At 57.2% G+C, this 12,868-nt stretch carries 14 protein-coding genes; 9 read left to right on the top strand and 5 right to left on the bottom strand.

Annotation, left to right across the window (positions count from 1 at the left end; translation table 11 throughout):
• The first annotated feature begins 12 nt into the window (after positions 1-12).
• The 5 genes from I6I94_RS01075 to I6I94_RS01055 all read left to right on the top strand — a co-directional run bounded on the left by I6I94_RS01075 (position 13) and on the right by I6I94_RS01055 (position 4,882).
• Positions 13-873, top strand: coding sequence for a helix-turn-helix transcriptional regulator (locus I6I94_RS01075; protein ID WP_006887202.1), 861 nt, complete (start codon positions 13-15; stop codon positions 871-873).
• Between the two features lie 127 nt (positions 874-1,000).
• Positions 1,001-2,458: a Fe-S cluster assembly protein SufB gene (sufB, locus tag I6I94_RS01070; RefSeq protein ID WP_006887152.1), complete on the top strand. Its 1,458-nt coding sequence runs from the start codon at positions 1,001-1,003 to the stop codon at positions 2,456-2,458.
• Entirely contained in the window at positions 2,458-3,732 is a 1,275-nt protein-coding gene (gene sufD / locus I6I94_RS01065) for a Fe-S cluster assembly protein SufD (protein WP_006887205.1), read from the top strand. The genes sufB and sufD overlap by 1 nt, the downstream gene beginning before the upstream one ends.
• A gap of 22 nt (positions 3,733-3,754) precedes the next feature.
• On the top strand, positions 3,755-4,513 hold the full coding sequence (sufC, locus tag I6I94_RS01060; protein WP_006887263.1) for a Fe-S cluster assembly ATPase SufC: 759 nt from the start codon (positions 3,755-3,757) through the stop codon (positions 4,511-4,513).
• Positions 4,514-4,552: 39 nt separating this feature from the next.
• On the top strand, positions 4,553-4,882 hold the full coding sequence (locus I6I94_RS01055) for a metal-sulfur cluster assembly factor (protein WP_006887140.1): 330 nt from the start codon (positions 4,553-4,555) through the stop codon (positions 4,880-4,882).
• Between the two features lie 134 nt (positions 4,883-5,016).
• On the opposite strand, the gene I6I94_RS01050 is transcribed toward I6I94_RS01055, so the two are convergent.
• Positions 5,017-5,481 carry an HD domain-containing protein gene (locus tag I6I94_RS01050; protein ID WP_081481231.1) on the bottom strand — a complete coding sequence of 155 codons (465 nt, stop codon included), beginning with the start codon at positions 5,479-5,481 and terminating at the stop codon, positions 5,017-5,019.
• Between the two features lie 174 nt (positions 5,482-5,655).
• Here I6I94_RS01050 and I6I94_RS01045 point away from each other — a divergent pair, with 174 nt between their 5' ends.
• The 3 genes from I6I94_RS01045 to I6I94_RS01035 all read left to right on the top strand — a co-directional run bounded on the left by I6I94_RS01045 (position 5,656) and on the right by I6I94_RS01035 (position 8,309).
• Positions 5,656-6,486 (top strand): DUF4253 domain-containing protein, encoded by an 831-nt coding sequence (locus I6I94_RS01045; protein ID WP_128087760.1) that lies wholly within the window; start codon positions 5,656-5,658, stop codon positions 6,484-6,486.
• Between the two features lie 78 nt (positions 6,487-6,564).
• Positions 6,565-7,392: a DUF4253 domain-containing protein gene (locus I6I94_RS01040; RefSeq protein ID WP_201620774.1), complete on the top strand. Its 828-nt coding sequence runs from the start codon at positions 6,565-6,567 to the stop codon at positions 7,390-7,392.
• 74 nt (positions 7,393-7,466) lie between these two features.
• Positions 7,467-8,309, top strand: coding sequence for a DUF4253 domain-containing protein (locus I6I94_RS01035; RefSeq protein WP_128087763.1), 843 nt, complete (start codon positions 7,467-7,469; stop codon positions 8,307-8,309).
• A 123-nt stretch (positions 8,310-8,432) separates the two neighbouring features.
• Here I6I94_RS01035 and I6I94_RS01030 read toward each other — a convergent pair whose 3' ends face one another.
• Positions 8,433-9,434, bottom strand: a complete 1,002-nt coding sequence (locus I6I94_RS01030; protein ID WP_128087764.1) for a GNAT family N-acetyltransferase — start codon at positions 9,432-9,434, stop codon at positions 8,433-8,435.
• Positions 9,435-9,679: 245 nt separating this feature from the next.
• Here I6I94_RS01030 and I6I94_RS01025 point away from each other — a divergent pair, with 245 nt between their 5' ends.
• Entirely contained in the window at positions 9,680-10,510 is an 831-nt protein-coding gene (locus I6I94_RS01025; RefSeq protein ID WP_128087765.1) for a DUF4253 domain-containing protein, read from the top strand.
• A gap of 34 nt (positions 10,511-10,544) precedes the next feature.
• On the opposite strand, the gene I6I94_RS01020 is transcribed toward I6I94_RS01025, so the two are convergent.
• The 3 genes from I6I94_RS01020 to I6I94_RS01010 are packed head-to-tail and all read right to left on the bottom strand — an operon-like array spanning position 10,545 to position 12,626.
• Complete coding sequence (locus tag I6I94_RS01020; RefSeq protein ID WP_128087766.1) at positions 10,545-11,207, bottom strand: energy-coupling factor transporter transmembrane component T family protein; 663 nt, start codon at positions 11,205-11,207, stop codon at positions 10,545-10,547.
• The gene (locus I6I94_RS01015; protein ID WP_128087767.1) at positions 11,200-12,018 is read right to left on the bottom strand and encodes an energy-coupling factor ABC transporter ATP-binding protein; all 819 of its coding nucleotides are present in this window, start codon (positions 12,016-12,018) and stop codon (positions 11,200-11,202) included. The genes I6I94_RS01020 and I6I94_RS01015 overlap by 8 nt, the downstream gene beginning before the upstream one ends.
• A gap of 5 nt (positions 12,019-12,023) precedes the next feature.
• Positions 12,024-12,626 carry a biotin transporter BioY gene (locus tag I6I94_RS01010; RefSeq protein ID WP_201620773.1) on the bottom strand — a complete coding sequence of 201 codons (603 nt, stop codon included), beginning with the start codon at positions 12,624-12,626 and terminating at the stop codon, positions 12,024-12,026.
• Positions 12,627-12,868: the final 242 nt, after the last annotated feature.

Genomic DNA, 12,868 nt, shown 5'->3' with positions numbered 1-12,868 from the left:
CATACTTTAGTTGTGTATTCCGTGAACAAGACATCTGCGAAGGGGACAAGCTCCCCACATTCGAAGAAGTCGAGCTCCGGCGCACGCAAGGCAGAGGCTGAAGAACGTACCCGCGACCGAGTCCTCCGCGGGGTTCTCAACCACGGTCCCGTTTCTGCGGCTAATCTGGGTGAGCTTCTGAGCCTCACCCCAGCCGCTGTGCGTCGCCATCTCGACGCACTTGAGCAGGCCAACATGATCGAAGTTGCCCCGCTCAAACAGTATGGTGCGGGCGCAGGGCGCCCCGCCCGGCGCTACGTCATCGCCCCTCAAGGGCACGAGCGCCTAGGAAACGACTATCTACTCATTGCGCGAAACGCCCTCGAAATGCTGCGCGACACCGTCGGTGAAAGCGCACTTGAAGCATTCGCATCCGCCCGAGCCGCCGAAATGGAAGCCCGCTACCGCCCCGTAGTGGAAGCAGCTGGTGATGATGTTGCAGCCCGGGCTAAAGCGCTCGCCGAGGCTATGAGCCGTGACGGTTTCGTGGCGACCGCGCAGTTCACCGAACCGCCTGCCGGGCGGAAGGTGCCAGAACACTTCCTCGCCAGCATACAGCTGTGCCAGGGGCACTGTCCCGTACGTGATCTCGCCGAAGACTTTCAGGTCTTTTGCGAGCAAGAGACCTGGATTATTTCCGATCTTTTGGGCGTTGACGTACGGAGGCTTTCGACCATGGCAGGGGGAGCACACGTGTGCACCACACACGTTCCGCTTAACCGGGTTCCCGAGACGGCCGAGCCGGAGACATCCGCTGCGCCGCATCCCGAGGCCACGGAAAGCACACCCGATGCAGCGACCGCCGCATCCGACCCCGTGAAACGCTCCCGCTAAGGAGCCCAGTATCGGGGTGTGAGGATGCGCCTAGCGCGCTGAGCGAGAACCTCACACGAACACCGCACCCACATGAATCACGGGTGGCGGGACAGAAATTTTATTCACCCATCGAAGAAAGGCCGTAATGACCGAGAAAGTTGAGCGCGAAGCCAACGACACCGTCATTTCAGAGATCCTGGAGATGAACCCCGAACTCGAAGGCATTGGTAACTACGAGTACGGCTGGGCAGACTCTGACGTGGCGGGTCAGGCGGCAAAGCGCGGCCTCGACGAGGCCGTTGTGCGCGATATTTCCATGAAAAAGAACGAACCCGAGTGGATGCTGAATATGCGTTTGAAGGCGCTGAAGTTCTTCGAACGCAAGCCCATGCCCACTTGGGGAGCTGACCTCTCAGAGATTGACTTCGACAATATTAAGTACTTTGTGCGCTCAACTGAAGGGCAGGCGGAGTCGTGGGAGGAGCTTCCCGAAGATATCCGCATCACCTATGAGCGTCTGGGCATTCCCGAGGCAGAACGTAACTCGCTGGTCGCTGGTGTGGCCGCACAGTACGAGTCTGAGGTTGTGTACCACCAGATCCGTGAAGATCTGGAAGCGCAGGGCGTGATCTTCGTCGATACCGACACCGGTTTGCGGGACTACCCGGAGCTTTTCAAGGAGTACTTCGGCTCAATCATCCCCATCGGCGATAATAAGTTCTCTGCATTGAACACCGCCGTGTGGTCCGGTGGGTCGTTTGTGTACGTCCCCCCGGGGGTGCACGTGGAAATCCCGCTGCAGGCGTATTTCCGTATTAATACTGAGAACATGGGCCAGTTTGAGCGCACCCTCATTATCGCGGATGAGGGGTCCTATGTGCATTACATTGAGGGCTGCACCGCCCCCATCTACAAGTCTGACTCGCTGCACTCGGCGGTCGTTGAGATTGTGGTGAAGAAGAACGCACGTGTTCGCTACACCACCATCCAGAACTGGTCGAATAACGTGTACAACCTGGTGACTAAGCGCGCTGTCGCCCACGAGGGCGCCACCATGGAATGGGTGGATGGGAACATCGGCTCGAAGGTTACCCAGAAGTACCCCGCAGTGTACATGGTGGGGGAGCACGCTAAGGGCGAGACCCTGTCGATCGCTTTCGCGGGTGAGGGACAACACCAGGACACCGGCTCTAAGATGGTGCATATTGCCCCGAATACCTCCTCAACGATTGTGTCGAAGTCGGTGGCACGTAATGGCGGGCGCAGCGCATACCGCGGCCTGGTGCAGGTACGTGAAGGCGCTAAACACTCCAAATCCTCGGTGGTCTGCGACGCCTTACTGGTGGACACCGTCTCCCGTTCGGACACCTACCCTTATGTGGATGTGCGCGAGGACGATGTGACAATGGGCCACGAGGCGACCGTCTCCCGCGTCTCTGAGGAGCAGATGTTTTACCTCATGCAGCGCGGCCTAGCTGAGGACGAGGCAATGGCGATGATCGTGCGCGGCTTCGTTGAGCCGATCGCCCGTGAGCTGCCGATGGAGTACGCGCTCGAACTTAACCGCCTCATCGAACTTCAGATGGAAGGATCTGTGGGCTAATGCCGAACACCGAAGAAACCCTGGGCTATCACGCCCCGATCATCCCCGGCATGGACCAGGAAGGTGAGAAGCTCGCCAGCGAGCTTGTGCACGATGACACCATCCTGCGCGCCACCGAGGAACACCACCAGGGGTCGAACCCCAATAACGTGCAGAAAACCCTTGATGCTTCCCGTGCTGAGCGCATGACCTCGTACAAGGTGGAGGACTTCAGCCCCCTCACCGGCCGTGAAGAGGACTGGCGTTTCACCCCGCTTAAGCGTTTAGGCGGGCTGCACACCGATTCACTGGAACACTCCGCACCCGCGCCGAAAATTACCGCTCCCTCTGCGGTAGTAGTTGAGGAGGTGCAGCGTGAGGATGAGCGTATCGGTCTGGCAGGTGTACCTGAGGACCGTGTTGCCGCAAACGCCTGGAGCCACTTCAAAACCGCAACCGTGGTGACTATCCCTGCAGAGGCTGAGCTGAACGAGCAGGTTGAGATCGCTATTGTCGGCACCCACCGGGATCCTGCCGCGCAGCACCTGGTGGTTGAGGCTAAACCGTTCTCGAAATCGGTTGTGGTGATTCGTCACACCGGTTCAGCGACCCTGGCTCAGAATATTGAGTTCTTGGTGGGCGACTCCGCGCAGCTGAGCGTCATCTGCGTGCAGCAGTGGGACGATGACGCTGTGCACGCTTCCGCACAGTACGCGAAGCTGGGCCGCGATTCACGGTTCAAACATGTGTGCATTTCCCTCGGCGGCGACCTGGTGCGCGTCACCCCCTCCACCAAGTTCACGCAGCCCGGGGCGGAAACCGAAATGTACGGCCTCTACTTTGTGGACGCTGGTCAGCATATCGAATCCCGCCTGTTCGTGGATCACTCCGTACCGAACTGTAAATCGCGTGTGACCTATAAGGGCGCGTTGCAGGGTAAGGGTGCACACTCCGTATGGGTGGGTGATGTCCTGATCGGTAAGGATGCGGAAGGCACCGACACTTACGAACTGAACCGTAACCTGCTTCTTGAGGTTGGCCCCCGCGCAGACTCGGTGCCGAACCTTGAGATCGAGACCGGACGTATTGAGGGCGCGGGCCACGCGTCGACTACCGGTCAGCTGGATGATGAGCACCTGTGGTACCTGCAGGCGCGCGGTATTCCTGAGGCTGAGGCGCGCCGTCTGGTGGTGCGCGGCTTCCTCAACGAAGTGATCCAGCAGATCCGTGTGCCCGAACTTGAAGAGCAGCTCACCGATGCGCTCGAAGAAGAGCTCGCCCTCAGCAACAACTAAGCATCCCCCACTAGGAGAAATAATGTCTACCCTTGAAATCAAGGACCTGCACGTCTCGGTCATCCTGGACGACGAAAACACTAAGCCCATCCTCAAGGGCGTGAACCTGACCATTAAATCCGGCGAGATTCACGCCATTATGGGTCCCAACGGCTCGGGCAAATCTACACTGGCTTCCACCATCGCGGGGCACCCGAAGTATCAGATTGACTCCGGCCAGATTCTGCTTGATGGTGAAGACATCACCGAGATGAGCGTGGATGAGCGTGCCCGCGCCGGCCTGTTCCTGGCGATGCAGTACCCGGTGGAAATTCCCGGTGTCACCATGTCCAACTTCCTGCGTTCGGCCAAGACTGCGGTGGACGGGAAAGCCCCGAACCTGCGCACCTGGACTAAGGACGTGAAAGCGGCCATGGAGCAGCTGAAGATTGACCCAACGTTCGTGTCCCGCAACGTGAACGAGGGCTTCTCCGGCGGTGAGAAGAAACGCCACGAAATTCTGCAGCTTGAACTGCTCAAGCCCAAGTTCGGCATCCTGGATGAGACCGACTCCGGCTTGGACGTGGACGCGTTGAAGGTTGTTTCTGAGGGCGTGAACCGTGCCCACGAGTCGAACGACATGGGCGTTATGCTCATCACCCACTACACCCGTATCCTGCGGTACATTAAGCCGCAGTTCGTGCATGTTTTTGTGGATGGGAAGATGGCCGACCAGGGCGGCCCCGAGCTGGCTGACCGTCTGGAAGAAGAAGGCTACGTAGCCTACACTGGCAAGAAGTAGTTTTTACCACTACCTCTCTCTTTCGAAAGAAGGTGCATCATGACTGAAACGGTGCAGGCACGCCCCTCCCAGGAGGACATCGAAGAGGCGCTCAAAGAAGTTATCGACCCGGAGCTCGGCGTGAACATCGTCGACCTTGGGCTGCTGTACGGTATGCGCTGGGACGATAACGGCACCCTCATCCTTGATCTGACGCTCACCACGGCTGCATGTCCGCTGCAGGACGTCATTGAGGAGCAGGTGCAGGCAAACCTCGATAACGTGGTCGCCGAGTGGCGCGTGAACTGGGTGTGGATGCCCCCGTGGGGTCCCGAACGGATTACTGAAGACGGGCGCGATATGATGCGCGCGCTCGGGTTCAATATCTAAAAGCCCACGTACAATCTGTGCACCAGATAACGTGAGCTTCTCCTTAAAACTAACGGCATCGCCCGATACTCTCACAGTAGAAGGCGATGCCGTTAGCTTATTAAACTATGGGATAGTTTGAGAGTGCTGCCTCATTATTCTCCGAGGCTGAGCAGGGTGAGGCTTTTCGCGTATTTTTTCGCTAGGCGCTCCCGGGTTTCCTCATCTAAGAGGGCGGTACGTTCCGGGTCAGTGTTATCGGCAATATCGGCGTGCTTCACCAGTCGGGCAAGCTCATTTGCCCGTACCCGCGCTATGGACTGTTCTAAGGTCTCGCCCTTGCGTTTGGTGAGGGCGTCCACCGCATCCACAATACTGACTGAGAAGTAGCGTGCTAAATAATCGAGTGTCACACCTGTGTCTTCAACTGTGTCGTGCAGAAGTGCCACAATCTGCGCCTCAACCCGCATATTCTCGGGGGCCAGCTTACGTACCGCAAACGCCACACGGCGCGGGTGAGTAATATAAGGGCGCCCAATCTTATCAGTCTGCCCTGAGTGTGCCTGATCCGCGATGCTGTCGGCCAGGCGAATCATTTCCTTGAAGTAGTTATTCGTCATCATTGAACTCCTTCAATAGCGTTTTTTCTACTCTACGCCGCTTTGGGCAAATGCGCATCTTAAAACACCCATCCCGCAGCGCGGCGCGACCCCGTAATACGTCGTAAACTGAGGTATAGCCGGTGTGGTTTTGTCTCTTCATCGCCTAATACCCAGAACGGATGGGAAGAATATATGCGAGGAACACTTTACGAACGATTCACACACCTGTACCCGTACCATCATCAAGTGCTAACCGCCGGGCTTACCTGGGACGAAGTGGAATCCCTCTATGGTGAAGCGAGCGGGGATGAGCTGACGAGGCATAATACCTACCCGGTGATCCTCGCCGTTGATGAGGGGTTACTTACCCGCATCGAGCAGAACGTCACCGATTTTATGCGCTACACCGGCCGGGAACCGAGACCGGTTACAGCCCGCAGCTTGGGGGAGTATGCGGGGAATATTATTGGGGAATATGAGGCGCGCACGCTTGATACGACTACCAGTGAAGTGGCCGAAAAGATATTCCAACAGCTTGAACGGCACCCTAGGGTGAGCACCTACAAAAGGCGTACCGATAAGATCACGGAACTCTTCAGCCCAGGATTTACCCCTGTGGATGTACCCTACTGTGTTCCCGAGGCGCTGGTATCTGCCTCCGCCACGTGGGGAGCTGACACACTGCTTGTTCTTGTAGATTTCCCGGTGGAACAACCAGCCGATATACTCGCACACGTACCCTGTGTACCCGCAGAAGCACCCTTAGATACGCCTGCGTTCTACGCCCTCACCCGCTACTGGCAGGAGTACACCTACGCCACGCTCGCCTACATTGACCGGTACGGCATCATACTGTACCGCCAGTTCCCTCCCGAGTCTCACGAAGCCATGCAGTTAGCCGCCGAACACGACCTAGTCAGTGTGGGGGAGTGCCGTCAGGCAAACGGAACTCTTGATGAGCTCGCCCAAAGCCTTCACACCCAAAACTATGGGCGAGTATACTGGGGCGGCGGCCTGCAATAATAAAGCAACGCTGCGACTGTTACGAGTAAAACTTCGGTAGGGTAGTGTCATGCCCGCACAACTGACGAAAGGCTCACCATGGCGGCAGGCATATACAAGAAGTTCGTTGAGCTTTTACCCTACCCGCTGCGTCTCATAGAGAACCCTACCCGAACGCAGGATGTAATGGGCCCCTACCGCGAACTTCTCAGTGAAGGAGCCCGTGAAGGGTTCACACCCGTGATCCTAACCCTCACCGAGGCACTGCTAGAAGCAATGCGGATGAACCTCGCAGACTGGGCGGGCTGCTCCCAAGAGCAGACAGACGCCTGCGCCCTTACCGCCTACACGCAACAGCTGGTTGAGAAGTACCGTTCGGCGCTGCGGGGCACCACCACGATGGATATAGCGCAGCAAGCTTTCACCGATACTCACCCCGCCGCGGCTGCCGCGCTTTTTCAGGGGGCCGGTGGGGGACTAGCTGATTTCTACGATCACCCCGATTTCACACTCCATAATGACGCCTCGGGTAGTGAACCGGTTTTCTTCGCAGCCCACCAGGTTGAAGACGGCATGGCGCAGCCAGGTTCCTTAATCGTCATAGCAAAAATACCCGCCCAGCATCCCGCCGATATACCCGCCTACCTGCCTACCGGCGGCTGGAATAACTGCCCCAGCACCGATACCCAATTGGCTATCGCCCACTACTGGTACGAGAAATACGGGGCGTACATAGCAGCGGTAGGAGGCGATAAAGAGCTGGAATTCAACGTCACCCGACCCAGTACCAACCCCGAAGCCACAAAACGGTTAGCGGCAGAACAGTATATTTTCTGCCCCGAACTAGTTGGGCCTATCTGCAGCAGTTTTGAGGAACTGGCACAGGGGATATACTGCAACCGCCAATGGTACTTTTGGTGGGAATAACCAGACGTGTAGCACAGGGCTGCAACATTCTGTAGGGTTTTAGTAGCAATAATCGTTATTGGAAGGAAAGAACAGTGCCTGAACAAACTCCCACTGAGGTATACGAACAATATACCCGCATCTTCCCCTACCCGCACGAGCGTATCACCGAAGGTACTTCGGCCGAGCAGATCATGGGCCGCTACTACACGCTGCTGGCTCAAGGGAAAGAACAGGGGTATGTGCCCGTATTTGTTCGCACCACCGACACCTTGCTTGAAGACATTCTTTTCAAGCTTGCAGATGAGCATAACCTGCCGGACGAGCTGGACCTCATAACCCCAGATCACGCCCGAGCATACACCCACAATATGCTTGAGAAATACCGTGCCTCCCTCAAGGATTTATCTGTTGAAGAGCGTGGGAAGAAGGAAATTGCGGAAAACCTTGACCTGTTTCTTGAGGACGAAGAAGCCTTTTTCCGAAACATGGTGGAAACTTTCAAAGAACCCTCGTTCCTGCCTGACGGTATAGAGCACACTGAACAGCCGGTATTCGTTACCATCAACTCGTTTGAAGGCGGCGATAACATAACTGAAGGTGAGCTTCTGCTGGTTCAGGTTCCAGCCGATAACCCTGCGGATATTCCCGCTTACCTGCCCTTTGGCGGGTGGAATGACTGCCCCGACACCGAAAGCCAGCTGGCATTCACTCATTACTGGTACCAAAAATACGGTGCGATACCCGGACTGCTGGACGGGCACGACACGCTGGAATTCTATGTTGAACGCCCCGTGACCGACCCTAATGAGACAAAACAGCTGGCGGTTGAACAATTTGCGTTCTGCAGCGACGCCCCGACGCAGGTTTTTGACAGTTTTGAGACGCTAGCGACCGCTATCCACCACAGCAAACAATGGTACTTCTGGTGGGACTAAGACCCCACCCAACGGTAGCTGCCATGAAAGCAGTTTCGGCGGGGCGGCCAGTACGAAAATATCGTATTTCGTGCCGATAGCCGCCCCGCACGGGGGCTTTGGCGGCTGAATGGAAGAGGACGGCTAGAAAGCGCGTTCACCCACCCACACGTAGGAACCTACAATAGTGCGCCCCACCCCTAACGCGTTACGGAGTGAGGGCGCATTGTGCGGGTGGATCGTCCCCCAAAGTGCGCTGCCTTGGTTTATGGCAGTGCTGTGACTGATGCTGTTCATGCCGTGCCACAGTACCGTATTCGCCAGTTTCTGCCCCAGAAACGGTGCATCCAGGCAGATCTCCTCAACACTGTACCCGTGCACGCCCTGTTCGCCGCGTGCCGCGAACGCCAGCACACCCGCCTGCGTCTCATCCACCAGCACCTGCCGTAAGAGGCCATCGGAGGCCGCATCGGCTAAAGACTGGGCGTCTTGTGGGGTGGCCCATTCCGGTAAGTCTGGTTTAACCTCGGCAATATCCGCGTAAATACGCGTGCATAAGGCGGCGGCTTCCCCTGAGCTGATTGGGGCCAACTGTACCCGCGCCACATTTTTCGGTGCGGGGCGCTCAAGTAGCATCTTCAGCTCACCAGAGACAAGGTGCATATCAAAAGCTGAGCCTTGCGCACCGGTCGTTTTCCGCAATTCAGACAGCAGATGATCCGTGCTGCCCGGAACGAAAAACCGCGCACATACAGGCCTGAATTGTGCATATTCGCTCAGCACTAGGCGTGTAAGGCGGGTGATACTGTGCGCATCGCACGGGATATTGGTGGCCACCACATCCACGAAAGGCCGTTCCAGATTTTGCCCCCGGTACCGGATACCCGTTAAGGCCTGGTACTCGTTTACCCCGGTATCAGTGGGGAGCTCAATGACTCGATTAGCCCACGCCTGCGGGTCCTTAGGGGCCTCATACTCTAGGTTCGGGGCGACTGCGTCCCGGTACTGCTCACCGAACGTTAGGGAGGTACGCTCGTGAACCTCGGCGGCAAAATGCTCAGACCGCCTTGAACGTAGAAGGTCTGGTTCGGAGGTGGCGATGCTCCAAGCGCCCGGGATTAGCTCATCTATGGTAGTTTCTGACACCTTCCCAGCATACCCGTAGGCACACCGCAGAACAGAACCGGGCGAATAACCAGTTACTTAGCCAGCAGCGTACTAGAATTATGCGCCAAATAACTCCCAAAAATTAGGTTATTTAGAGAGGTTTGGGGTGGGACAAGGAGCGTATAAAGCCGTCTAAAAATACCCCAAATAGGCAGGACCTTGAAAACAGCGCCGAAACCCTAAAAACCGGGGTAGACTAGGGAGAACCAATCATCGGAGAAACCATGCCTGAGCCCTACGATCGTTTCATAGCTTTATATCCTTACCCCCACGAACGTATCCGACGCGGCGAACCGCACGAAGAGCTCAACCGGCGTTATCTTAACCGTTGCGAGAAAGGCCGTGAGGAGGGGTTCACCCCCGTTGTGGTGGCCCTCGACCAGACCCTACTCGGCACCATGCTCAACAACATTTCCGTGCGTACCGGAGTCCCCTCAGAATCTGTAACCGCTGAGCAGGTGCGGCAGCACGCGCACACCATTATTGAGGAGTACCACAGTGCGCTAGCTGGTGCTTCGGTTGAATCTCTCGCCCACGCAGCTTTTGAACGGCTCAGCCCCGACACGTTTAAGGGCAGCTACCATGAGCTTGTTGAGGGGGAAGCGCTTATTATACCCGGCGAGTACGGTACGGAGGCTACCGCCATGCAGCCCAAACCGCTGACCCTTATGAGCGCCTACATTAATGAGGAAGCAGACACCCAAAATAGTGACGCGGCGGGGGAGCTCATACTTCTTGATATGCCGGTCACTGAACCAGCTGAGGCCTTAGCATACCTGCCCTTCGGGGGGTGGGTTGGGTGCCCTGATGCTGCTGACTTTATGGCGATCGCCCACTACTGGCAGGAGCGGGACGAAGCGGTACCGGCTGTAGTTGCCGCCCAATACACAGAGTTCTACACACCTGAACCCGTTAACACCACACTAGACGCCGCTATTTTGGCAGCAGAACAGTGCATGCTCAGCCCCGCCATGCTCACCGACGTATACCGTGGGTTCAGTAAGCTCTCTGAAAGCCTGTACGGCAGCCACAACTGGTACATTTGGTGGCGCTAAACACCTGGGACGTGCACGCCTCCTAGCAGCGGGGTTACTCATCTAACCCGCGTGCGGCAAGAGCATCACCGGTTTTTTGCGCATAATCAACGGTCTGCACGACGAGGGGAGTAATCAGCCGCCACGTGGATTTAGCCGGTAACCCGCGTGCGGCAGCGGCTTTTAGCAACGTTCCCCAACGGTCCATAATCGCCGGAATTGACCGTATCATAAGCCCAATTGCTAGACCCAGTCGTTCGGACCGCACCCCCACAAACCGCAGGGGTGCGCAGAACGTTACAACCCCATCAATAAGTACTGGCAGCGGGGTACTGGTGAGAATAATCCGTGAAGCGAGCGTGGCCGCTAGGAGCGTGGCAAGCACATCCGCGCCAAGGTCCCACCCGCCCCACAGGGCATAGTAGAACGCCAGGAGTATGAGAAGCCACCGCATGGCGTACAGCATCCGCAGCAGCTCCATTGTTTTTATACCCGCACTGTAGGCCAGTATGAGGCACACCGCGCATACCCCGAAGGCTACCTGCCACCCGGTGAGCGCAAGCAGGAACATAAAAGCTGCGAAAAGGCACGCCTTGAGCCACAGCGGTACCCGGTGCACCGGTGTCGCTAAAGGACGGTATGAACCTATGAGCGCGGCACCCGGGGAGAATTTAGCCTGAAAACTACCGTCGCGTTTGGGGCGTGTGCGTTTACTCATCGTCGCTTCCTAATGTATCAGCGGCACCTCCGCGGGTGTGCTCATGGGGGAAGCCGTGGGAGCACCAGTTACGGTATGTGCGCACGGTGTCTGCGGCGGCACCGTGCGCCATGAGCCGTCCTTCGTGAAGGATAATCGCCTCATCACAGGCGGCGGCAGCCAAGTCAAGGTCGTGGGTGCTAATCACCAGCATCTGGTTCAGCGTATTAAAGTGGCGCATGAGGTTCAGTCGATTCCGCAGGTCTAAAAGTGTTGTCGGCTCGTCAAGGAGCAGCACCCGCGGATCGGTGGCCAATACGCTGGTGAGCGCTACCAACTGTTTTTCCCCGCCGGAGAGCGAGAACACGCTCTGATCCTGCTTGTCCTCTATTCCGCGCTGCGCCAAAAGCTCGTGGGCTTTATGCAGTCGCTGCTTGCGGGTCAGAGTGGGGTTCCGGCGCAGGCTCAGCTCAATATCTTCACGCACGGTGGGCATAATAAGCTGCGCGGCGGGGTCCGAGAAGATCATACCCACCTGTTGCCGTGCTTTGTGCGGGTGGGCGAGCGCATCCACCCCATTGACCTCCACCGTTCCTTCTGAGGGGTGCACCAGTCCATTAAAGAGGCCCAGAAATGTTGATTTTCCGCTCCCGTTAAGCCCTAATACCGCGGTGCGGGGTGCCTCAAGGCGCACTGTCACCGAGTCGAGGATGCGCTGGTTCCCACCGTCGGGGAGGTCAACGGTAACGGTTACCTGGTGAGTGCGAAGATAGCAGGGGGTATCTGCGGCTTCCTGCGAAGTCTCTGCTACGCGTCGTCGTGAGAAGAACACCGGTGTTACCTAGCTGTTTTGGCGGATGCGCGCCCAGCCAGTGCGGGGAACGCTCGGTGAACCGCCGCCGCCGCGAGAGCCGCTACGATCGCTTTGGCGGAATCAGGCAGCGCGAAAGATATGACGATGCCAGCTGCTTTTTCGAAGGACATGCGCCCGTTGAATATGAGACCGATGAGGCCACCGGTTGAAAGCGTCACGAACCCGATCATCGCTGCTGCCGCAAGTAGTATCACGGTAAGTGCCGGGTTGAGGCGGCGGCGCACTACCAGGTAGGCCACCATCCCGGCAGCGAGTGCCCCAAAAGGGTAGCCGATGAGGTATCCGCCGGTGGGGCCAGCTAGTGAGCCGAAGCCTGAGCCGCCCTGCGCAAAAATAGGCAGGCCCAGGCACCCCATAAGAACGTAGAGGCTGGTCGCTGCGAAGGCACGGATCCCGCCTAGAACGAGGGCGGTCACGTAGATCGCTAGCGGGCCTAACGATAGTGGTACGGGTACGCCTGCGATCGGTATGGAAAGCGGCCCAAGTACCGCTATGAAAGCTGCGAAAACGGCTACTAGGGCAAGGCTACGGGCTGAGGATGGGCGGTACGGGGTGGCTGCAGACATGCGTTGGGGTCCTTAACACTTAGTGGATAGAAATTTATTTGAACACTGTTCAAATTATAGGGGTAGTACTAGAGCCTTTGTGCATAGGCCTGTAAAAACATGTCATATAACGGTGCCTTATAGAGCCTAGTTCGTACTGAGCACCGTCGTACCGCCATGCGAGTCTGAAATAGCCCGCATGGTGCGCCATCGCGTAAACTTGAGAGGTTGCCGCCATAGTTGGCATCTGTCGCATACCCCAC

It is taken from the genome of Rothia aeria (assembly GCF_016726365.1).
Classification (GTDB): domain Bacteria; phylum Actinomycetota; class Actinomycetes; order Actinomycetales; family Micrococcaceae; genus Rothia; species Rothia aeria.
This window is presented reverse-complemented; position numbering and strand designations above follow the sequence as displayed.